This window comes from Mucilaginibacter sp. P19 (assembly GCF_050632265.1).
Lineage (GTDB): Bacteria > Bacteroidota > Bacteroidia > Sphingobacteriales > Sphingobacteriaceae > Mucilaginibacter > Mucilaginibacter gossypii.
In genome coordinates, this window is sequence record NZ_CP192586.1 from 5652236 (window position 1) to 5675328 (window position 23093).

The 23093-nt window shown below is 43.3% G+C and carries 22 protein-coding genes and 1 pseudogene; 13 read left to right on the forward strand and 10 right to left on the reverse strand.

Annotated elements, in window-relative coordinates:
• The first annotated feature begins 360 nt into the window (after positions 1–360).
• Positions 361–1230, forward strand: a complete 870-nt coding sequence (locus ACQ86K_RS27635) for a hypothetical protein (protein WP_091171922.1) — start codon at positions 361–363, stop codon at positions 1228–1230.
• Positions 1231–1728: 498 nt separating this feature from the next.
• A complete protein-coding gene (locus ACQ86K_RS27640; RefSeq protein WP_091171920.1) occupies positions 1729–2559 on the forward strand; it encodes a DUF6263 family protein in 831 nt (276 codons plus the stop codon).
• A 167-nt stretch (positions 2560–2726) separates the two neighbouring features.
• On the opposite strand, the gene ACQ86K_RS27645 is transcribed toward ACQ86K_RS27640, so the two are convergent.
• Positions 2727–3626 carry an alpha/beta hydrolase gene (locus ACQ86K_RS27645; protein ID WP_431199137.1) on the reverse strand — a complete coding sequence of 300 codons (900 nt, stop codon included), beginning with the start codon at positions 3624–3626 and terminating at the stop codon, positions 2727–2729.
• Positions 3627–3806: 180 nt separating this feature from the next.
• Between ACQ86K_RS27645 and trxA the strand changes: the two genes are divergently transcribed.
• From trxA to ACQ86K_RS27690, 9 genes are all read left to right on the forward strand, one after another.
• On the forward strand, positions 3807–4103 hold the full coding sequence (trxA, locus tag ACQ86K_RS27650) for a thioredoxin (protein ID WP_090530271.1): 297 nt from the start codon (positions 3807–3809) through the stop codon (positions 4101–4103).
• A 106-nt stretch (positions 4104–4209) separates the two neighbouring features.
• Positions 4210–4863, forward strand: a complete 654-nt coding sequence (locus ACQ86K_RS27655) for a TetR family transcriptional regulator C-terminal domain-containing protein (RefSeq protein ID WP_431199138.1) — start codon at positions 4210–4212, stop codon at positions 4861–4863.
• 4 nt (positions 4864–4867) lie between these two features.
• Positions 4868–6202 (forward strand): ABC1 kinase family protein, encoded by a 1335-nt coding sequence (locus ACQ86K_RS27660; protein WP_129568156.1) that lies wholly within the window; start codon positions 4868–4870, stop codon positions 6200–6202.
• An 89-nt stretch (positions 6203–6291) separates the two neighbouring features.
• A complete protein-coding gene (locus ACQ86K_RS27665) occupies positions 6292–6861 on the forward strand; it encodes a hypothetical protein (protein WP_431199139.1) in 570 nt (189 codons plus the stop codon).
• Between the two features lie 68 nt (positions 6862–6929).
• Positions 6930–7301 carry a hypothetical protein gene (locus ACQ86K_RS27670; RefSeq protein WP_431199140.1) on the forward strand — a complete coding sequence of 124 codons (372 nt, stop codon included), beginning with the start codon at positions 6930–6932 and terminating at the stop codon, positions 7299–7301.
• Positions 7302–7309: 8 nt separating this feature from the next.
• Entirely contained in the window at positions 7310–7624 is a 315-nt protein-coding gene (locus ACQ86K_RS27675) for a Dabb family protein (protein WP_112653219.1), read from the forward strand.
• 79 nt (positions 7625–7703) lie between these two features.
• Positions 7704–9170 carry an SDR family oxidoreductase gene (locus ACQ86K_RS27680; protein ID WP_091171909.1) on the forward strand — a complete coding sequence of 489 codons (1467 nt, stop codon included), beginning with the start codon at positions 7704–7706 and terminating at the stop codon, positions 9168–9170.
• Positions 9171–9214: 44 nt separating this feature from the next.
• Positions 9215–10123 (forward strand): TIGR01777 family oxidoreductase, encoded by a 909-nt coding sequence (locus ACQ86K_RS27685; protein ID WP_431199141.1) that lies wholly within the window; start codon positions 9215–9217, stop codon positions 10121–10123.
• Positions 10113–11426, forward strand: a complete 1314-nt coding sequence (locus ACQ86K_RS27690; protein ID WP_431199142.1) for a cryptochrome/photolyase family protein — start codon at positions 10113–10115, stop codon at positions 11424–11426. Before ACQ86K_RS27685 ends, ACQ86K_RS27690 begins: the two co-directional genes overlap by 11 nt.
• Positions 11427–11431: 5 nt before the next feature.
• Here ACQ86K_RS27690 and ACQ86K_RS27695 read toward each other — a convergent pair whose 3' ends face one another.
• From ACQ86K_RS27695 to ggt, 5 genes and pseudogenes are all read right to left on the reverse strand, one after another.
• Positions 11432–12358 (reverse strand): FKBP-type peptidyl-prolyl cis-trans isomerase, encoded by a 927-nt coding sequence (locus ACQ86K_RS27695; RefSeq protein WP_091171905.1) that lies wholly within the window; start codon positions 12356–12358, stop codon positions 11432–11434.
• A gap of 72 nt (positions 12359–12430) precedes the next feature.
• Positions 12431–12655, reverse strand: a complete 225-nt coding sequence (locus ACQ86K_RS27700) for an FKBP-type peptidyl-prolyl cis-trans isomerase (protein ID WP_431200946.1) — start codon at positions 12653–12655, stop codon at positions 12431–12433.
• Complete coding sequence (locus ACQ86K_RS27705) at positions 12595–12936, reverse strand: hypothetical protein (protein WP_431199143.1); 342 nt, start codon at positions 12934–12936, stop codon at positions 12595–12597. Before ACQ86K_RS27705 ends, ACQ86K_RS27700 begins: the two co-directional genes overlap by 61 nt.
• Before the next feature lie 401 nt (positions 12937–13337).
• Positions 13338–13781: a MarR family winged helix-turn-helix transcriptional regulator gene (locus tag ACQ86K_RS27710; protein ID WP_090530294.1), complete on the reverse strand. Its 444-nt coding sequence runs from the start codon at positions 13779–13781 to the stop codon at positions 13338–13340.
• A gap of 125 nt (positions 13782–13906) precedes the next feature.
• A pseudogene (ggt, locus tag ACQ86K_RS27715) lies at positions 13907–15627 on the reverse strand (gamma-glutamyltransferase).
• 244 nt (positions 15628–15871) lie between these two features.
• Here ggt and ACQ86K_RS27720 point away from each other — a divergent pair.
• Positions 15872–16366 carry a hypothetical protein gene (locus tag ACQ86K_RS27720; protein ID WP_112653225.1) on the forward strand — a complete coding sequence of 165 codons (495 nt, stop codon included), beginning with the start codon at positions 15872–15874 and terminating at the stop codon, positions 16364–16366.
• 27 nt (positions 16367–16393) lie between these two features.
• Here the strand turns inward: ACQ86K_RS27720 and ACQ86K_RS27725 are convergent, their stop codons facing one another.
• The 4 genes from ACQ86K_RS27725 to ACQ86K_RS27740 form a co-directional block, all read right to left on the reverse strand.
• Positions 16394–17311 (reverse strand): T9SS type A sorting domain-containing protein, encoded by a 918-nt coding sequence (locus ACQ86K_RS27725; RefSeq protein WP_431199144.1) that lies wholly within the window; start codon positions 17309–17311, stop codon positions 16394–16396.
• 14 nt (positions 17312–17325) lie between these two features.
• Complete coding sequence (locus tag ACQ86K_RS27730) at positions 17326–18426, reverse strand: GEVED domain-containing protein (RefSeq protein WP_431199145.1); 1101 nt, start codon at positions 18424–18426, stop codon at positions 17326–17328.
• Complete coding sequence (locus ACQ86K_RS27735) at positions 18318–20132, reverse strand: S8 family serine peptidase (RefSeq protein WP_431199146.1); 1815 nt, start codon at positions 20130–20132, stop codon at positions 18318–18320. The genes ACQ86K_RS27730 and ACQ86K_RS27735 overlap by 109 nt, the downstream gene beginning before the upstream one ends.
• Before the next feature lie 109 nt (positions 20133–20241).
• The gene (locus tag ACQ86K_RS27740) at positions 20242–21891 is read right to left on the reverse strand and encodes an NAD+ synthase (protein WP_091171896.1); all 1650 of its coding nucleotides are present in this window, start codon (positions 21889–21891) and stop codon (positions 20242–20244) included.
• A gap of 145 nt (positions 21892–22036) precedes the next feature.
• Here ACQ86K_RS27740 and gldB point away from each other — a divergent pair, with 145 nt between their 5' ends.
• The gene (gene gldB, locus ACQ86K_RS27745; protein ID WP_091171893.1) at positions 22037–23074 is read left to right on the forward strand and encodes a gliding motility lipoprotein GldB; all 1038 of its coding nucleotides are present in this window, start codon (positions 22037–22039) and stop codon (positions 23072–23074) included.
• The last annotated feature ends 19 nt before the right edge of the window (positions 23075–23093 follow it).

Here is a 23093-nt window from a genome sequence, read left to right on the forward strand (position 1 = left end):
TGCTTTGTATCTCTTGTAAAAACATCCCGGTTAAGCTTACTCAACCCAATCAGCTCAAAATACAAACTACTTTGTATTGTGTGCCCTCCCCGGTCTCCGTAAACTTGTGATATAAAAACAATCCAAATCACAATGAAAAAGCCACAATCATGTACCCCTGGTGTAACGCCTGCTAACAGCAGCACGTTAAATTTTATTATGACAAGCCCCGCAGCTCCGTTAATAAACCAGCCGTTTTATCCCAAAAACAAAAAATTACCGGTTGCTTTTTTGCAGGTAAATTGCATACATTAGATCATTGCCTGCTGGCGTTGATCTGTTCATCACAATCATCAAAACACACCTAATCCGTTTACTAAAATGATCTGTAAAACCAAAATATGGGCAATTATTTGCTGTGTTACCGGCGCATTTTGTTTGAGTACACAAACTGTTTATAGCCAAAACCAGTTTGAAAAGGAACTTACGCAAAAGATAGACAACTTTCTGGCTCCTGTTCCTCAAACCAACCAGCAAACAATATCAGCACAAAATGAGCTTTACCCAAGCGATGCCCCAGGCGGCATATTAATTCCATCGGGCTTTGGGGGATACGGCACCTATCTGTTTGGAGGCCTTGGCGCTACCTACCCTGAAGTGTACAGAGACAACAAAGCCGATCTGATCGCCTCTGCAGGGGCATGCGTTGGTAATCCTGTAAAAGCAATAAACTTTGCCGCCAGTTTAAACATGACGGATGTGCACAGGTTCAGGGATTTTTCAGGAAACTTCATAATAAGCCGTAAGCTATTTGCAGGTACAAGTATCTCGGCCGGGGCATTGCAGATGTTTGCCAATGCAAGGCAATCAGACGCTTCCGGCTCAACCTATTATCTTGCCGTAACCCATGCTATACAAACCATTAAATCATTAACCCCGGGCTGCTCAAGGCTTAGTTATACAATAGGCATAGGCAGTGGCCGGTTTTACGAAAAAAGCCCCAAAGATATTGCTGCCGGCAGAGGAAAACACGGTACGGCAGTATTTGGCAGCGTATCCTACGAACTTATACAGCATGTAAACGTAAATGCCGAATGGACCGGCATGAACCTCGGTATCTCGGCGGGGATCCGACCGCTCCCGGTGCCTTTAAGTTTAGCAGTAGGGGTTGCAAACCTTACCCGGTATACCAATAATAAAGCCAATATGGTATTCTCCATCGGTTACCCCCTCTCCCTAAACCGACGATAATTCTTTCTCAGCAAAAAATTAATTATTTCATTAAAACATATAAGATCTATGAAAAAGATAATCATAGCAGCATTAGTCGTGTCCGCAACTTTAGTTATAAGCATTAAGCAGACTTCTGCCCAAAGCAGAAACAATCAATCAGATTGGAATGTACCACCACCGCTACCTCCTTATACGCCACCACCACCGGTAATTCCGCCACCCACAGTGCCGCCACTACCTCCACCGCCGTATAAACCGGTAATACCAGTGCCACCGATTAAACCACCTAACATTCCGCCCACTCCGCCACCACCGGGACCGGGGCCACATATGCCACCGCCAACCCATATGCCGCCGCCTACTCATATGCCGCCGCCTACTCATATGCCGCCGCCTACGCATATGCCACCGCCAACGCATATGCCGCCACCGACCCATATGCCAAGCCATTAGTAAACAGTGATCTATATTTAGCTTTTTCAATCCAACAGGGGATAATATAAATCGATTAAAAAAATGAAAACACACCTCTTCAATATAAAAACGGCATTAATGGCTTTATTGCTGTTCACAGCCTGCTTCAGCAAAGCTCAACGCCGCGAACTTACGTTTAAGCAGGGCGATGAGTACAATAAAACAACCTATATAAGTGCGGCAAGTATATTGCAGCGGGGGAAGCAAACATTCAATATCAATACAACATCATCAATATCAAAAACCTATAAGGTTACAGGTATTACCCGTAGCGGGTTTGTTTTAACCGTTACCACAAGTCACATCAACGATACAATGGATGCCTTTGGTAAAAAAATGGAATACAGCTCAGACAGGCCTGCCGATACCAGCTCATATATCCAGATGGCATTGCAAAGTCTTATAGGCAAATCGGTAACGCTCAGCATCGATAAAAATGGGATCATAACCGATGTAAATGATCCGGATGAGCGATACGCTACCGACACGCTGTTATTATTCGCAGGTTTTAAACAGGATCAGTTTATAACCGGCACACGCTTAAACCTGGTTGCCGATAACTCGGAAGCATTAAAAACGGGTGCAAGCTGGGTGAGCAATATATCTTCGGGTAATGAGAAGATAAACACTACTTATACAGTAAGCCAATCAACACAGCCTGACAAGTATACTAACGTGATGCTTACCAGTACATCATCAGCACCTGAACAAAACAGTAATACGAATGGTGTACTTGTGGTTGATAATGCTTCAGACGTGATATTGGTTTCAACAGTAAAAACAGCTACGCTGAGTTACAAATTTGTCAATGACGCCACTTATTCATTTGGCCGGCGTACCGAAGTAGTGGAAAATTGTATAAAAATGAATTAATACGAACCGGGGAGATTCATTACAAAACGCACAGCTTTTACCGAAAGCTGTTACAAGATACATTAGTCCCGAACGTAGGGGTACAATAGGGCTATTGTTAAAAGAAGAGGCTATGCTGTTCAGTCATGCATATGCCTCTCTTTTATAATCCTATTTTTTTACCGTACTTAATGAAGTTTCATCCTTTTGGCTGTTGCCGGGTGCAGGTAATTATTATCACTCAGCCAGTCGGCCATGCGTTGGGGCCACGTGCTGATGCTTTGCAGCTTTGACCGGTACCCCATATTAAAGCCATGATCGCCCTGGGTATAAATATGTACCTCAACCGGTATTTTTGCTTCCCGGTAACGCTGCAATAGTTTTACTACCGATGGCGAGCAACAAACATCATCATTGGCGGCTAACAAAAACGCCGGCGGGGCGTCATAAGGTAGTTTATCGGGAATATAAAGAGGCCCCGGATAAATCTGGATCAAAAACGAGGGACGGGCATTTAACCTGTCGACAGGATCGGGAGCCCCGGGGTCACCTTTACCTTCGCCATAAGCAACCATATCAACCACCTCGCCGCCTGCCGAAAAACCCATCATCCCAATACGGTTTGTATCCAAGCCGTATTGAGTTGCTATGCTGCGTACCAGCCGCATGGCCCTATAGCCATCCTGTTTGGCGTGTACATCAATTTTGTATGGCGATAGTGTATCTCTGCCTAAACGATATTTCAGCACAAAAACCGTAACACCCAACGTATTAAGATATTTTGCAGGGTCAACACCCTCGGCAGTATACACCAGCAAGCGATGCCCGCCGCCGGGGCATATCACCACCGCGGCACCATTGGCTTTATCCTTCGGCGGCGCAAAAACAGTAAGTGATGGATTGTGAATATTTTTAACCCAATAGTCTTTAGCCTGTTCGGGCTCATTGCGGCGGTTTTCAAATCCCGGCGCTCCGTTTGGCCAAAGCGGTATAACAGTGCCCTGGGCCACACCCGAAAAAGGCAATACAAGGACCGCCAGGAATAGGTAAGTGCTTAGTTTTGTTTGCATAAAGTAAATATACTTCATAGCCGATGCTTTGATATTAAAACACTAAACTTTTTCGCGGGTAAATGGTTAAATTTGAATAGCATATAGTTTATGGATCATAGTTCATAGCAATTAGCTTATCTACAGAAAACAGGCATCACTATAATGCCCGTACTATGAACCATCATCCATGAACCATGAACAATTAATAAAATACTTATGGCAAATTTCCAGGAAATAATAGCATCAGAAACACCGGTGCTGGTCGATTTTTCGGCCGAATGGTGCGGGCCTTGTAAAATGATGCCGCCTATACTGCACGATGTTAAAACAGCGTTAGGTGATAAGGTAAAGATCATCAAAATAGATATTGACAAAAATCCTGCTGCAGCCAGTGCTTACCGCATACAAAGCGTACCAACCCTCATGATTTTTCAAAAAGGGCAAAGCAAATGGCGCCAAAGCGGCGTGGTGCAGGCCAGGCAGCTGCAACAGGTGGTTGAGCAGTTTTTGTAACCTCGCCCCAACCCTCTCCAAAGGAGAGGAAGTTTATAGAGTTTGATTTAAATATAACAACTTAAAAAAGTGCTCTCCTTTGGAGAGGATTGAGGAAAGGTTTAACATGGCAACTATCGAAAACATCCAGAACGCCTATATCGATTATGTGTTAACCGAAGGCGAACAGCCTAAATCGGTTTATATCTTCGCAAAACAAAATGAAATGAGCGAAGCCGAATTTTACCAGTTCTATGGCTCATTTGAAGCGGTTGAACAGGGCATTTGGGCTGGTTTTGCCACCAAAACACTGGCCGAGATCCGTGCCCAGGAAGTTTGGGAAGGCTATACGGCACGTGAAAAAGCTTTATCATTTTTTTACGGTTTTTTTGAGTTGTTGAAAAGCAGCCGCAGCTTCGCGGTTTACAGCATTAAAAAGCAGCCTAAAGGTTTTACTACGCCCAGGGTATTCAGCCCGCTGAAAGACCTTTTTGAGGCCTTTGCAGATGAGATTTTGAAGGAAGGAATTGAAAGCACCGAACTAAGCGATCGTAAATACTTCTCAAAAAAGTATAAAGACGCCTTATGGATCCAGTTTGTCTTCGTACTTAACTTTTGGATCAACGATAACTCGGCCGGCTTTGAGAAAACCGATGAGGCCATCGAAAAAGGCATTAATGTAACTTTTGATCTTTTTCAACGCTCACCTATCGACAACCTTTTTGAATACGGTAAGTTTTTGGTGCAAAATGGTGGGATAAAGGATAAGATGGGATTTTAAAACTATGGCAGATGAAACTCCGGGAGCCACTCCCGAACAAAATAGCATACCTACAACCAAAGTACAGCGGTCGGCCAAATTTGTAAAAACAGGTATTAAAATTGGCGGCAACTATATTAAGCATTACTCCAAAAAGCTATTCAACCCTGATCTGGATAAATCGGAGTTGAACGAGGATAATGCCGCTGATATCTATCAATCATTAAGTGAGCTTAAAGGTAGCGCGCTCAAGGTAGCGCAAATGCTCAGCATGGATAAAAACCTGCTGCCGCAAGCTTATGTTGATAAGTTTACCCAATCGCAATATAATGCTCCGCCGCTTTCCGGGCCTCTTATTGTGCAAACATTCAGGAAGTATTTTGGCAAAAACCCCGATCAGATTTTTGATAAGTTCAATATCCGATCAACCAATGCAGCTTCGATAGGCCAGGTTCACCAGGCCGAGCTAAATGGCAAAAAACTTGCAGTTAAGATCCAGTACCCTGGTGTAGGCGATTCTATCTCGTCTGACCTGAAACTTGTTAAGCCTTTTGCCTTCAGGATGCTGGGCATGAGCGAGAAGGAACTGGATGTTTACATGAAAGAGGTTGAAGAACGCCTGCTCGAGGAAACCGATTACGAGCTTGAAGTACGCCGTTCTGTTGAGTTTTCTAAAGCCTGTGCCAATCTTGAAAATGTGGTATTCCCTAATTATTACCCCGAACTAAGCAGTAAGCGAATTATCACCATGGACTGGCTGGAAGGCAAACACCTGAAAGAGTTTTTGGCCACCAATCCATCGCAGGATCTTCGCAACCAGATAGGTCAGGCTTTGTGGGATTTTTACAACTTTCAACAACATGAGCTCCGCGCCGTACATGCCGACCCGCATCCCGGTAATTTTATGATCACGCCAGAAGGCAAACTTGGGGTTATTGACTTTGGCTGCATTAAGGAAATGCCGGAGGACTTTTATTATCCGTTCTTTTCGCTTACATCAACCAATTTACTGGATAACAAGGAAGAAACCATCAAGGCATTCCGCCAGCTGGATATGATCCATAAAGGAGATACCCCGGCGCAGATCGAGTTTTATTATACCCAGTATAAGGAAATGATAAGCCTGTTTGCCCAACCATATATTACCGATACATTTGATTTTGGCCAGACCGAATTTTTTGATCAGTTATACGGTTTTGGCGAGCGCATATCAAAAATGCCGGAATTTAAACAAGCCCGAGGCGTTAAACATTTTATCTACGTAAACCGCACCAATTTTGGGTTGTATAATATTTTACATGAGCTAAAGGCAAAAGTTAAAACGGATACTTTTAAACCGCATGTGGTATTGGAATATTAAGCACTTGGCAGTTTTGAGTTCACAATGGACAGCACGCATTTGCCTTTCAAATTGAAATTCAATTATATTTGGATAACCTATACCCTCATATGAAAGTTCATTTTCTGCTTATAATAGTATGCTTATTTGCTGCCTGCAAATCGAAACCTTCTGATAAAGATACCCATTCTCTTAAAGTAAAACATGTTAAGGTTTTGGCTTCATCCTATAAAAACACAATCAAGATTAAGGCAGCAGGTATTGATACATCTAATACGGATAGTGAACCTGCTTATGCAAATTACTATATTTTAATTGCCGATACAGGTATCAATTATTATACGCTCAGGAATAGAATGTTTGCCTTGAATAAATTATCCGGTATCCCTATTGATACGATGGAACGGGGATATAATAAAGCTAAAGACCTCATTGCATTATCCGATAAGGATGAAGATGAGATTTATGCGGGCGAATATTATCCACGGAGATTTCCATCCAAAACGTTAAGCCTTGAATATCTTGAGAACTACCAATTTGATACAAGCCCAAAAACGATTGCTTTAGTAGCCGGAATTTATGAAAACAAAAACAGTGCAGATAGCGCCTTACAAGTTATTGATAAGGTTAAAACGGCCTTTGTTTTTAAGGGAAGAGTTTATGTAGGCTGTATGCATTAATTTCATCTTATATGAGTTGGGATGTAGTACTATTTAATTCGAGGCAAAAAATTACTGACCTGGCAGATGTGGATGAAAAACAACTACTCCCTGTCTCATTTTCCAAGGCTTTTAAAAAGTATTTCAAAAATATAATTACAGATGGTGACCACCACGAAATAAAAGAAGATAATTTTACGATAGATTATTTTGATGATGGTGAGCCTTCAAGTACTTTAATGCTCAATTTATATGGTGAATCTGCTATTTATCCACTGATAGATCTCGCCATAAAAAATAACTGGCAAATATTTGATACAGGGCTTGGTGATATGATCGACCTTAACAAGCCATCAGCAAACGGATATTTAAATTTTGAAGCCTATCGTATACAGGTTTTAAACTCATCAGCTCCCAAAAAACAAAACTGGTTCGGCCAATTATTTAAACGCAAAACATAAACAAACATATGCCAATACTCCAAAACACTTTTGTACACCACGTACACTTCTGGTTAAAAAACAAAGCCGATAAAGATAAACTGATTGAAGGGCTTAATATCCTCCTGCCTATTCCACATATCCGCGATATACATATCGGCGTGCCGGCCGATACCAATCGCGATGTAATTGACCGCTCTTATGATGTATCACTGTTGATTTTATTTGATACCCCCGAAGCGCAGGAAGCTTACCAGGTTGACCCTACCCATGTGATATTTGCCGAAGAATATGCTAAGCCACTGTGCAGCAAAGTAGTGGTGACAGATAGTGTAAACATATAGGATATAACTATTTATTAATTTATTATGAAGGCAGGCGTTTAGCTTAAAACAGCCTGCCTTTTTTGTTGTTTCATTATGCATGAAGGTTTTGCTTGCTGGCGCTAACGGCTATATAGGTACACGGCTTATCCCGGTTTTACTGGAGAAAGGCCATGATGTAGTTTGCCTGGTACGTGATAAACGTCGTTTTCACGAGCATAGCGATTTTAGCGGTAAAGTCACCCTCATTACCGGCGATCTGCTTAAAGAGTCAAATATCGAAGCATTTCCTGAAGATCTCGATGCAGCTTATTACCTGGTGCACTCCATGGCGCAAACTCATGATTTTGCCGCACTCGAGGCTCTTTCGGCCCATAACTTTGTAAAGGCACTTGATAAAACCAGGTGCAAACAAACCATATTTTTAAGCGGGATAACCAACGATCAACATCTTTCGCGTCACCTGGAATCACGACGGCATGTGGAGGATGTACTGAAAGAAGGCAAAGCAGCCTTAACCGTTTTGCGGGCGGCTATTATCATCGGTTCGGGTAGTGCCTCGTTCGAGATCATTCGTGACCTTACCGAAAAGCTTCCTGTGATGACCGTTCCTCGTTGGGTCAATACAAAATCCCAACCCATTGGCATCCGCGATGTACTTGGTTATCTGGAAGGTGTAATGCTAAATGAAAAATCTTACAACCGGGCCTTTGATATAGGCGGGCCGGATATCCTTTCTTTCAGGCAGATGATGCTTACTTATGCTGAGGTACGTAAGCTGAAAAGGTATATTATAACCATACCCTTCCTATCTCCTAAAATATCATCGTATTGGCTGTATTTTGTTACTTCTACAAGCTTTACACTTGCTCAAAGCCTTGTAAACAGCATGAAGAACGAAACCATTATGCATGATCATGGCATTGATGAGGTTGTGCCACGTAAATGCCTTACTTATAAAGAATGCCTCGAGCTTGCCTTTGTTAAAATTGAGCAAAACTCCATCGTTTCCAGCTGGAAAGATGCTTTTAACCAGGGTTACCTTAATCCCGGTTTTATGGACCAGATCAAGGTACCTCAAAACGGCACGCAGGAATACAAAGTAAAAATGCCTTTTGAACGCCCGGCCAACGAAGTGTTTACCAACGTACTTTCTATAGGCGGCAACCGGGGCTGGTATTATTGGGACTGGATATGGAACATCCGCGGTTTCCTGGATAAGATCTTTGGTGGTGTTGGCTCGCGCCGGGGGCGCACAAGCAATATCAATATAAGTCCGGGTGATGTAATTGATTTTTGGCGGGTTTTGCTGGCCGACCGCGAAAACAAACGCCTGCTCCTGTACGCTGAAATGAAATTACCGGGCGAAGCATGGCTTGAATTTAAAATAATTGAACGCCATGGTAAGCAAAGTTTAAGTCAGGTAGCTACCTTTAGGCCCAACGGCCTGTGGGGCCGCTTGTACTGGTATGCCATGTGGCCTTTCCACCTGTTTATATTTAACGGTATGGCAAGGGAAATTGTTAATTATAAAGAAAAAGCCGGGATCATAGTCGATAGACCATAGCCCATAGCAATAGCGTATCAGGTAAAAACACTATGGACAAAATTATGGACAAAAGTATACTACTAACCGGCGGATCAGGATTACTGGGAACACTTCTCACTAAAGCATTATTGGCTAATGGTTATACCGTAAGTCATTTAAGCAGAAAAGCCGGTAACAATCCGCAGGTAAAGACATTTGTATGGGATATCAACAAAGGCATCATTGATGAGCATTGTATCGACGGGATTGATACCATCGTGCATCTGGCCGGCTCGGGCATTGCTGAAAAGCACTGGACCGACGCCCGTAAAAAAGACCTGATCGATAGTCGCGTAAAATCAATTGAGCTGGTGTATGATCTGCTGAAACGCAAACAGCATCAGGTTACTTCAGTTATCTCCGCATCAGGCATTGGTTATTACAGCGACCGTGGGGATGAACTGATGTATGAAACAAGCGCTCCGGCCAGGGATTTTATATCCCAATGCTGTGTACTGTGGGAAGCTGCCGTTGATGAGGGCCAAAAGTTTGGGATTCGAATTTTGAAATTCCGTACCGGTGTAGTACTGGATAAAGATGGCGGTGCATTACCAACCCTTGCAAAACCTATAAAACTATATGTTGGCTCGCCCATTGGCAGCGGTAAACAATGGGTGCCCTGGATCCATTGGCAGGATGTTGTGGATATGTACCTTTTAGGGATCGGAAATAAGAACCTTAGCGGCGTTTACAATATGGTTGCACCAAATCCTGTCACCAATAAGCAATTAACCCAGGCAGTTGCCAAACAATTACATAAACCACTGTGGGCGCCAAATGTGCCGGGCTTTGTGCTCAAACTTTTATTGGGCGAGATGAGCAGTATAGTACTGGGCAGTACCAAAGTATCGGCACAAAAAATTGAAGACGCCGGTTTCAAATTTAAATTTGCTGATATAGATACAGCATTAAGTGAAATTTATGGATCATAAAACACCGGTTAGCATATTCTGGTTCCGCCGCGATTTACGGCTTGATGATAATGCAGGCCTTTATTATGCCCTTAAAAGCGGCAACCCTGTTTTACCCGTATTTATTTTTGATAGAGAAATTCTTGACAAGCTTCAAGATAAGGACGATGCCCGCGTTACGTTCATCTATCAAACTATTGAAAGCTTAAGTACAGCATTCCATAAGCATGGCAGCACTATGTTGATACTTTATGATAAAGCAATACACGCCTGGGATAAGCTCATCAAAGACCATAACATTGCCGCGGTTTACACCAATCACGACTATGAACCCTACGCCACTAAACGCGATGATAGGGTACGCGCAAAACTTGAAGAGCATGGCATCCCCTTTAAAACCTATAAAGACCAGGTAATTTTTGAAAAGGATGAAGTTATAAAAGACGATGGCAAGCCTTACACCGTTTACACTCCATATCAGCGTAAATGGTACAGTACGTTAAAACCATTTTATTTAAAGGCCTATCCAACAAAAAAATATCTTAAAAATCTTTATCAAACCGAAGCATTCCCTATCCCATCGTTAAAAGAAATGGGCTTTGAAAAAAGCAATATGCCCCTGCCCGACAAAAGTTATGAAGGTGTAATTAAAGATTATAAAGAGCAGCGCGATTTTCCGGCCATTAAAGGCACCTCACATATTGGCATGCATTTACGCTTTGGTACCGTAAGCATCCGGGAGTTGGCAGCTACGGCCTACAGTCATGATGATAAAACCTGGCTTAATGAGCTCATCTGGCGCGAATTTTATATGATGATATTACATCATTTCCCTCATACGATGGACCATGCTTTCAGGCCGGAATATGACCGCATCCATTGGATAAACGATGAAAAACAGTTTGATGCCTGGTGCAAAGGCGAAACCGGTTTCCCAATCATTGATGCAGGGATGCGCGAACTGAATACAACCGGCTTTATGCACAATCGCGTGCGTATGATAGTGGCCAGCTTTTTAAGCAAAGACCTGCTGATTGACTGGCGCTGGGGAGAACGCTATTTTGCCCGTAAGCTGCTGGATTATGAAATGGCCAGCAATGTAGGTGGCTGGCAATGGGCTGCAGGTTCAGGTACCGATGCGGCGCCGTACTTCAGGATTTTTAACCCCGATGCCCAAACCAAAAAGTTTGACCCCGAACTTAAATACATAAAAAAATGGGTTCCGGAATATGCCGACTTCAGCAAATATCCAAAACCCATTGTTGATCACAGCAAAGCCCGCGACCGTTGTTTAGCAGCGTTTAAAAAGGCGCTGGCTAAATAATTACATCAATTAGTAACCGTAGCTACTGTAAAGTCAAAATACAACACCACATTTGCAGCTATTGATGAACCACTGCCAGTGTTGCCATAACCAAATCTCGAAGGTATTATGATAGATACTGCAGACCCGGCTGTTTGCCCGGTTAAACCCTCCTGGGCACCTTTAACCAAACCGCTAACTGTAAAAGATGAAGAGGTTGTCCCTTGCAGAGAGGTACTGTCAAACACTGTATCATTTAAATATTTGCCCGAATAGGTACATGTTATATATGAATCGAGGCCTATTAAATCAGAACCGGTACCAGGTGTAGCTACTTTTATATATACTCCGTCAGCCGTTTTGGTAAATCCGGTAAGCCCTTTAGTTTTGATATAATTTTTAATTACAGCGTCATCATACAGCTCCTGGTTTGAAACCACATTAATATAATAATCCAAACTTTGGTTACCGCCGATATGAGTATTTGCATTACTTGAGCTGCCTGATCCGTAACCGTTAACGCCATAAGCCAAATGTGATGGGATGATCACCCTTGCCGCCGTACCTTTATATTTTATGAGGTTGTGGATAGCTGTCTGTAAACCTTTGGGCAGTGAGTTGCTAACATGTCCCAAATAACCGTAAAAATGGTTCGCGTTAAGCGAGTCAACAGATACAAACTTACCATCGAGCGTGCGAACGGTGAATACAAATGAGATCTGATCTGAATAATCCATCGGTGTGCCGCGGCCTTGTGAAAGGATCTTGTAGTAAATACCGGTGGTATCACCGTCGGTGGTATCACGTAACATGCCTGTGATGCTGTTTGCCGCTATATAATTCTTGATCTGGGTGTCGTCATATTGCTTAATGTCCGGATCGTTCCTGTCTTTCCGGCATGATATAAGGCCTATAGAGATAAGTACTAAGAGCGTAAAAATAGTTTGTTTCATTTATTATAATTTGTCTTTTTAACCGCCTAAAGCTTTTGCTCGCTGGCTATATGTCCCTTTTATCTGGCTTTATCAATTGGTTACGTTATACAGCTGAATTTGAAAATCAAGTACCGAGTTTGCCGGCAAATGTATCGAATCCTGCGCATATGGCCCATAGGCATAACGCGATGGAATCAGCAACCGAACCTTACCTCCCGGTTTGATCTGCGGGATACCTAACTGCCAGCCTTTAATTACCCCCCCAATATATAGGTAGGATGAAACTGATCCGTTTGGGCAAATACAACGCCCGATGTTAGTATTTTACCGGTATAACCAACTGTAACCTGTGTCGAACTGGTGTAAAGCACATTACCTGTTCCCCCTTCTCCATCGTTTACTATGTAATAAACACCTGTTGTATCATACACCTTTTTAGCCTTATCTACTAAGCCGTTGGCAGCCACATAATCGCTTATGATCTTGTCGTCAATTTCCTTTTGCTTGTTGTATTGAACTAAGGGGCTGACGGATGATTTTACGCAACCACCTGCAATAACGCCTAAAAGCAATAAAACTATCAGTATCCTGTTCATCAATTCAAAAGGCAAATTTATTCTTTTAAAATAGAAAAACGGCAGCTTAACACTTTTTAACAATTAATAAAAAGCAGGCACCGTTTAAAACACCCGATAAGGGATATTTCGAAGGTAAAACGCTCGATTTTAAGTAAAAGTGTGGGCGCTGCGCGGTCATTTTATCATTTGGTCATTAAGTCATTACCTGGTATACTGTCGATAACTCAACGGCTCCAAGCATAATGACTAATGACACGAAGTAAATGCCTCGATGACTGCAAAGCAAAATGACAGCGTAGCATAATAACGCGCAACATAATGACCCAATGACAGCGCAGCGCAATGAAGCGAAGCATAATGACCAATGACTGCGCAGCATAATGACAGCGCAGCGCAATGACGCGAAGCATAATGACCAATCAGGGTTTATAGTTAACGGTAAGCTTGTTCAGCTTTTTAAGCGTTTCGATGAGGTGTTGTTTATCGGCTTCGCTGATGTTAGCATCAAGGTAATTATTGAACTGGCGTACTATTACACGGGCCTGATGTCGTTTTTCTTTACCTAATGCGGTAAGGTAAATTTTAACTGAGCGCTTATCGCCCTCATTGCTTTCGCGATATATCAGCCCGGTGGTTTCCAGCTGACTAAGCATGCGCGACAGACTGGTTGATTTAAGCCCCAGCAAGGCAGCAGCCTGCGATACGGTAGTACCTTCCTTTTCGTCGATATTAATGAGCAGGTAACCTATTGATTGTGTAAAGCCAAACTCCGTCACCAACTGGTTGTAACGGTTAGCCATGGTTTGCCACACTATCTTTATAAAATAGTCGATAGTTTCCTGGTGTTTTACATTATTATGCATGCATACCAAACGTAAGAAATGCTTATTGATTACGCAAGGGCTTTGTTCATTTGTTCACTGGTTCATTGGTACTGTACAGCTGAAAATTATGCAGGCGCATCCTCACCAAACACCAAAGAACTAACCTACCAACCCATCTTAGTATCATCCCCTCTCGGGTCGGCTCCGCCTTCGTAATAGCCCCATTTAGTTTTGAGGATAGCGTCAACACGGCCAATGGATTTGGTGGTTACAATTTTATATCCTTTGCTTTGTAGCTTGCCAACTGTAGTACTGTCAACACCGTCCTTCTCAATAGTTACTTCGTCGGGCAGCCACTGGCTGTGGAAACGTTTTGATGCAACAGCCTGCTGCATGTTCTGATTAAATTCAATTACATTGAGTATGGTTTGGAAAACAGAGGTAATAATAGTTGAACCGCCGGGAGTTCCTACCACCATAAACAGTCTGCCGTCCTTTTCAACAATAGTGGGTGTCATGGATGATAACATCCGCTTCCCGGGCTGGATGCTGTTAGCCTTGCCGCCAACCAACCCGTACATGTTTGGCACACCGGGCTTGGAGCTAAAATCATCCATTTCATTATTCAGCAAAAAGCCCGCCCCGCCTACAAATATCTTTGAGCCAAAGCTATCATTCAACGTGGTAGTAACGGATACCGCGTTGCCCTCTCTGTCCACAATGGAATAATGCGTGGTTTGGTCGCTTTCATAACCAACAAATGAGCCTGGCTGGATACTGGCACTTGGCGTAGCAGCGTCCCAGTTAAAGCTTTTCATGCGCGATGTAATATAAGCCGGCTGGAGCAGGCTATCAACCGGCACGTTATAAAAGTCCGGGTCGCCAAGGTATTTGGAACGGTCTGCGTATACCCGGCGCTCGGCCTCCACGATAAGCCTGATGGTAGAATCCTGATTGTAGCCCCATCTTTTAAGCGGATAAGGCTCAACCGATTTCAGCAATTGCAATAAAGCAATCCCCCGCTTGAAGGCGGCGGCATGGTAATGATCTTGTAATCCTTGTATTTACCAACAAGTGCGTCACGCCAAACAGCATGATAGTTTTTGAGATCAGCTTTCGTGATAAGGCCATTACCAAGTTTCATTTCATCAACAATCAAATCCGCAACAGGCCCGTCATAAAAACCGTCACGGCCTTTATCCCGGATCTGTTCAAATGTTTTGGCAAGATCTTCCTGTATCAACAAATCGCCTTCCTTCCATTCCCCTTCTTTTACCAAATAATTTTTACCCGGGTTTAATTTTCTAAATTGTCCGGCGGTATGGTTAAGATCGCTGGCCAAATGTTTGGTTATTTTAAAACCGTTGCGGGCAAGTTTAATGGCAGGTTCAATCAAATCGGCCCATTTCAGTTTGCCGTACTTACGATGAGCCTCAATCATTCCATCAACTGATCCCGGCACGCCCGATGCTTTGTGGGTGTACAAACTCATATTGGGGATTACATTACCGGCAGAATCAAGATACATATTAACATTGGCTGCCCCCGGGCCTTTTTCCCTAAAATCAAGTGTGCTTGTTTTACCGTTACCGGAACGGTAAACCATGAAACCGCCACCACCTATGTTCCCGGCTTCGGGCAAAGTTACTGCCAAAGCAAATTGCACTGCTACAGCGGCATCAACTGCATTACCTCCTTTTTTCAATATATCCAGCCCCACCTGTGCGGCATCGGGATATGCGCAAACTACCATTCCGTTACGGTACTGACCGCTGTTATTGCGCCCGAGCTGCCCCGGTGCACATCCCGACAAAACAAAAAATATTACGGATAAAAACAGGATCTGGAATTTCGGATTATTTATTTTAAGGCGATTTATAGTCATTACAGCAATTTAATTTTCACTAAAATAACTGATTTAGATACTTAATTTAACACTCCGAAACCATTCTTTTCTATTGAAAACCAATTCAATACCAATCAAAGCACAATGTTTTTTAAACACAGATAGCATAAAAAAGCAATTCCGGCGTTTATTTGCATGAAATAAAAAAGCTCAAAATTAAGCTAAACAAGCTGGTCACTTTTTTGTTACAGCTACATTATTGTCAATTATTAAATTCATCTGCATGAAAAAACTAACGTACCTTTTATTATTTTCCGTATCCTTTTTATTGATCAGCAAAAACTCACAGGCCCAAGACTATAAAACAGCAGTAGGTTTAAAATTTGGCGCATACGAGGTTGGCCCCTCTGTTAAATATTTTATGGATAAAGGCACCGCGCTTGAAGGCATCCTGGGTATCCGCGATCACGGCGTGGTATTAACCGGCTTGTATGAATTAAACCAGCAAGCTTTTAATGTTGATAAACTGAGCTTTTATTATGGCTTTGGCGGTCACCTTGGTTCGGTAGGCAATGGCTACTACAAACGTTTTGGCGGCGACGACGAATACTACAACGGCAAACACATCCTGATAGGTGCCGATGCTGTTATCGGTTTGGAATATGTTATCCCTAATGCGCCAATTGCAATAAGCCTTGACCTTAATCCGCGACTTGAACTGGCAAGAGGGCCATTTTTCGATATCGCACCCGGACTGGGATTAAAGTATACCTTCTAAAAAATAAAAGAGATTATCATCACCTGCCTAACGGGTGATGATAACTTTTTGCGAATAGACCTTCTGTCCAAGCAATACCCTAAGCACATATACCCCAGGCGTTTGCCTGCTCACATTCAAAATAGTGCTGTAATTACCCTGATCAATATTTTGCTGCCCACCCTGGTAAACCGCTTCACCTAAAGCATTAATGAGGGATAATTTCATGGTGGTGGCTTCTTTGGCCGCAAATACCACGTTTAAATCAGTGCTTACCGGTACCGGGAACACGCTCAACCCAATTTCATTTTTATTTCCGGCCCTGCCTTCGCGTGCGTAAACATAATTATCTGATTGCGCCACACAGCCATTGGCCAGTGTAACCTGCACCTGGTATTTTCCACTTTGTACAGGGTTGTAAGTTGCAGCGGTGGCCCCGCTTATTACATTGCCATTTAACAGCCATTGGTTACCATCGGTAAAGTTTGAGTTAAGGGTGTTATTGGTTTGGGTAATAAGCGGCCTACTCAACGTAACCGCTTTACGCGCGGCCGATGCACAGCCCAGGCTTTGCACCTTCATATCGTAAAAATAATAGTAGTACCCTTTGTAGGCGGTAGTATCGCCATTGGTTGCAGTGGCGCTGTTACCGGTAATGCTAAATATATTACCGATCTTAAACGGATAACCTGTTACGCCTCCGTTGTTACGATATATTGTAGCCTGATCAGCAAAATCAACCGATATCTGGTAGTTGCCGGCACCTGGTAACGACAGGTTTAAATCATACACCTGTCCCTGATCGTTAGGGTCATCGGGCTGTGCGCCTGCCAGAGGGGTGGTACGGGTTGCAACAGCATTTATAGTAACCGACGATACAATTTGCCCGTTAGCATTGGATACATTAAATGTTATTTTCCCCGAATTGCCAATGTAAAGACGCGCGCTTTTAATTAATACCGGCACCTTAGTGCTTACAGTTACATAAGGGGTAAACTGGTTATACCCCCAGCCGTAAATACACTTTTAGTAGCAGGACCAATTGTCCCGCTAAAATCATTAACACCTGCATAGTAAGTATTATTAACCGGCGCCTGAGTTGTTAACGCTTCGCTTCCGGCGGCTATGGGCAATTCATCAGTTGCATTCTGATACCATAATACAGTACCGTCACCGGTGCCAAATAACTCGTATTGATTGGTAGTGGTACAATAATAAGCACTCAGATCGCCAATAGTTGCCGGCGAATTAATGGTGATATTGGCTGTAACCGAATTATTGCTGCTAACCGGATCGCCGGTAAGTTTACTGGTAGCTGTAATAGTATAGGATGCCCCTGCAACCGCATTAAACTCCTGGCTAAAGGTAAAGTTATCCTCGGCCAATGCGGGCAATGATGCCTTATAGATCTCGTTGTAAGTAGTTGTAACGTTATTGGCATTGGTAATGGTAACTGTTATCGGGATATTGTTTATAGCTGCGTTGCCAAAATTTTTAAGCCTCACCGTAACAGGTGTACTCGCCGAGCACGAACCGCTGCTGCCCGGGCTAACAATGGAAATAACGCCTGCGTCAATACTGGTTTGCAGAAATTGCACCCGGTAATCCTGGGTTTCGCCTTTGGTATAGCTGCCGCAAGCTTTAATGCTTGATGCATCGCCGGTTTCAGTAAGCACAACCCGCATCAGGCTGTAAGCCCCGGCAGTTACTGTTCCCGGCACGGTAATGTTGGTATTATAGGTACCGGTTCCATTAATGATCCCGGTTGTTGCTGCCAGTTCATTATCTTCAAACACACCGTTAGCATTCCAGTCTATAAACACTTTTGCAGCTTTATTAAAATTGTTGCCGCAAGTGCCAAGGGTGATGCTCAAGGGATACGTTTTAGCCTGCTCAAGCTGTACGGTAAGGTTGGTATAGTCCGAGTAGCCCGTGCAACCTGCAGCCGCGGTATTATCAATATTAGCGAGTTTTAAATTATCAATCTTTGAGTCGGCATTTGAAAGCGGAGCCGAAGCACAGTAAGCAGTTCCCCCAACCCCGGTAACAATAAGCGAGTATGCCTGCGACCCGGATGACAAGCTTCCTTTATGCGATACTGTAATAGTATAAGCCCTGCCGGGAACCGAATTAGGGATATATACCTGTTCAATGTTATCCCTGATATTGTCCCCTTTAGTTGCAGAAAATCCGGGCTTATTAGGGTCAAGCACCCAGGGGTAAAAGTTGTTGTGCCGTCGCTTACCCTGATATCGAGGTCATTCACCAATTTAGGAGTTCGGCTGTTGATCACCCCCTCGGTAGTTGGCGTACCTTGCAGATCGGTCCATGATATGGTTGCGGCCAGTAAGCGGTTACCGGATGCTATTACGTTATAGGTTTGTGTTTGTCCCTGTGTAAGCGTTTTTTCGCTTACCATGCTTTTACCACCATTATTGGTTATTGCTTGTGCAGCCTCGGTCATATTAAGCAATCCCCAGCCATAAATATAATCAGGCCCTATATTACCGGCATCAAAGGCAGTATGGCAAACCAACCCTTTCAATGTGGCCGACCGCATAAATGTTCCTCCATTTTGTTTAGCATAGTATTCCTGCAGCAAATAAAGCGAGCCCGTAACATTAGGGGCAGCCATTGAGGTGCCTGATAAAGTAGCGTATGAGGTAGTGTTATCAACCCCTACCGAAAGTACGTTAACACCATCGCCTACAATATCGGGTTTGATACGGCCATCGTCCGTTGGGCCCCAGCTACTGAAAGGCGCTATGGCTACATCACTTCGGTTTTTTGGCCCATACAATAGCGGGTAAACTGCACCTACAGTAAGTATGTTTTTGGCATTACCGCTGGTGCTGATAATATCATAACTATCATTATTGCTGATCCCGGCAGGGCGGGCGCCTTTGTTCACAAAAGTTTGATCGGTTTTACTTTTGTAACCATAGTAGGTTTCGCCTACCGCAGGGCCATTACTTGAACGCTCATTACCCGCCGATTCAACAATGAGGTAATATGGGGCATTATAAGCTATCTTATCCCAGTTGGCTGTTTTTGAGTCGTAGAAACCAAAGTTATAATCTACCGTGTCGCCTGGTAAACCATTCCATTCCCAGCGGCCGGCCGAATCATTATAATCCCAACCCGTTACTACCCCGTATGAGTGATTGGAAAGTAGAAGATTGGCAGCAGCGGCACTCATGGTGGTTTCATCATTATTAAAATCATACGACTGAAGCGTTGTTGCCCCAAACGACATGCCCTTAGCCGGTGCATAAATGCCTTTGGCAATCATGGTACCTGCCACGTGTGATGAATGGTCATTTACCGGTTCGGTTGTTTTTAGTGTGATGGTTTTACCTGCAAATTCCTGGTGCGCTTTGTAAACCGCGCCGCCATCCCATATGGCCAGCTTGTTGGTCAAAAAATCTGACGATCCTGACAAGTTCAAACCTAATGAACCTCCGGGCTGCAGGGTATTAGTACCTGTGGTGGCTGCCGCGGTGGTATTATTATGCGTAATAAGATATATAGGGAACCCTAATTTATTAACTCCCTGTAAGGTAACCAGGTTGCCGTTTTTTGTACGGCGGGATAATGTCCATCCATGCGTGGCCGCTAATGACACTGCCTTGTCGTGAGATGCTTTATAGTTTGTGAGCGATTGCTGTGAAATATCGTTAAGCTGAAGCCTGTTCTTTTCGCTGATCAATGACTGTTGGGCCATAGCGTCGCTTACTGAAAACAACAGCAAAAAGCAAAAGGAAACAATTGTGTAAAGTTTGATCATTGGTTTGAAAGATAGGCAATTTTAAGAAAAATCAACCTCAACTAAAACAAAACAACCAACGCTTTACAATATTCGTAAACTTGACAATTAAAGAGTGAAATTTTAGCTGTTACGACAGGTATTTACCCACAATAGGCATCCTGCGGCCCATACCAAATGCTTTTGGCGACACCCTTAAAATAGGGGGCGTTTGATAACGCTTATGCTCGGCCGAATTAGTAAGCTTGATAACCCGGCGAACGGTTGCCTCGTCATACCCCATTCTGATGATCTCGGCCGATGAGCAGCGATTTTCGATATACTCGGCCAGGATCTTGTCAAGGACATCATATTCGGGCAGTGAATCGGTATCTTTTTGATCGGGCCTTAACTCGGCCGATGGCGGTTTAACGATTGAATTGATCGGGATGATCTCCTTATCACGGTTAATATATCGCGCCAGCTCAAAAACCTGGGTTTTATAAACATCGCCAATAACCGAAATACCACCGCACATATCACCATACAAAGTACCGTAGCCAACAGCTGCCTCGCTCTTGTTACTGGTATTTAGCAAAATATAGCCAAACTTATTGCACATCGCCATTAATAAAACAGCCCTGCTGCGCGATTGGATATTTTCCTCCGCGATATTAAAAGGCAAACCATCAAACTGTGGGTTTAATGCTGTTTCAAAGGCCTCTGTAATGCTTTTAATGGGCACTATTTCGTGTTTGCAACCAAGGTTATCAACCAAATCCTGAGCATCTTTTAATGAATGATCTGTTGAAAAGCGTGAAGGCAGTAATACAGCCATCACATTTTGCGGCCCCAGCGCCTCTGCAGCCAAAGCACATACCACAGCCGAATCTATCCCGCCTGATAAGCCTAAAATTGCCTGCTTAAAGCCCGATTTATAAAAATAATCACGGATGCCGAGGATTACTGCCTGGTAAATTTGCTCAATATCTCCCGGACGTTCGGTTTTTATCGTTGTTGGATGATCAAAGCTCAACGTGTTATCCTCATTCAATGTATAGTAAGCCATGCTTTCATCAAAATAAGGCATCTCATCAATTAGCTTACCTGTATTATCAAACACCAGCGAACCTCCATCAAATATCAACTCTGTTTGCGCGCCAACATGGTTAACATATAACAGAGGCAACTTATAACGGCTGGCGTTATCACTCAATATCTCGATTCGTTCTTCATCGTGATTATAGGCAAAAGGTGATGCCGCAATGTTAATCATTACATGCGGAGTCTGGTGTATGAGGGTATCCATCGGTCGGGTAACATACAGCGGGTTTTCGATGGTATTCCACAGATCCTCGCAAATAGTCAGCGCTATTCGCTTGCCCTTAAACTCAATACAATTAAACTCGGTTGAAGGCTCAAAGTAACGGTATTCATCAAATACATCGTAATTAGGCAGCAAGGCTTTGTTTACCACTGCTTTCACCTCGCCATTCTCAATAAAATACGCCGAATTACTGAGGTCCTTACCCTCTGTTTTATGGTTAGGTGTTGGCAAGCCAATGATGCAGGCTATATCCACACATACTTCAGCAATCTTTTTAGCTGCTTCGTCGCAAAGACCTATAAATTCATCAAACTCTAAAAAATCGCGCGAAGGATAACCGCAAACACATAGCTCGGCAAATACAACCAGGTCAGCCCCGTTATTTTTCGCCTTGATAATATGATTAATGATTTTATTGGTGTTCGATTCAAAATTACCTACGTGATAGTTGAGCTGGGCTAACGCGATTTTCATAGTATATGTATATTTTAGTCTTAAGTCGCAAGTCTTCAGTATAAAGTCAAAAAATAAGACTTTCGATTTAGGACTACCGACTATTGACTTAACAATAGTAGCAACATTAATGCAAATAAATTTACTTTTGCCTTAAAGGATAAAGATGAACCCTACCCGGTATATAGCAAAGCAAATTTACTTAATTTTTTCCATCGGCCTGATATTAAGCAGCTGTACCCGCAACAAAAAAATTGATGTAAGCAATATCAACGTTAATGTCAAAATTGAACGGTTCGACCATGATTTTGATGCCATGCACAACAAGCCGATGGCCTTACAAGCTTCCTACCTGCAAAAACAATACGGCAGTTTTTACCCTGATTTTATTGAACGCATTTTACAGGTTGGCAGTACTAAGGATACCACCTATTTTAAAGCCCTTCGCCAGGTGTTCGCGGGCAAAGCCTATAACGACCTCAAGCACGACGCCGATGCCGCCTTCCCTAATATGGACCGGCAGAACGCCAGCCTTACCGAGGCTTTTAAATACATTAAATATTATTACCCTCAAAAACCGCTCCCGCGGGTATATGCTTATATTTCCGGTTTCCAGGCCCAAACTACCATTGGCGATGGCTATTTCGGCGTCGGGATAGATTTGTTTCTGGGTGCGGATTCGCGTTTTTATCCTTCGCTTACCAATGCTTTTCCACATTATCTTTCCAGGTGGTTTACGCCTGATAACATTACGCCCCGAGTGGTTGAAGGCATAGCACGTGAGGACATGTTCCCGGAAGATGACAATGATAAAGCCTTGCTTAATAAAATGATCTATAACGGCAAGATCATGTACTTTATGGACAAGATACTGCCGGATATGGCCGATAGCACCAAGATCCGTTATAGTACAGAACAATTGAAATGGTGCCATGAATTTGAAAGTAAAATCTGGGGATACTTTTTAGAACAAAACCTGCTTTACGAAACTGATTATCAAAAAATCCAAAAATATCTTACAGAAGCCCCCTTCACTCCCGGCCTTGGCGAAAAGAATGAATCGGCACCGAAACTTGCTGTGTGGACGGGCTGGCAGATAGTAAGGAAATATATGGATAAGCACCCTGATGTAACGCTACCACAGCTGATGGCCGATAAAGATGCCCAAAAACTCCTGAACGAATCGGGATATCACCCCAAATAAAAGGCACAAAAAAAGCGTC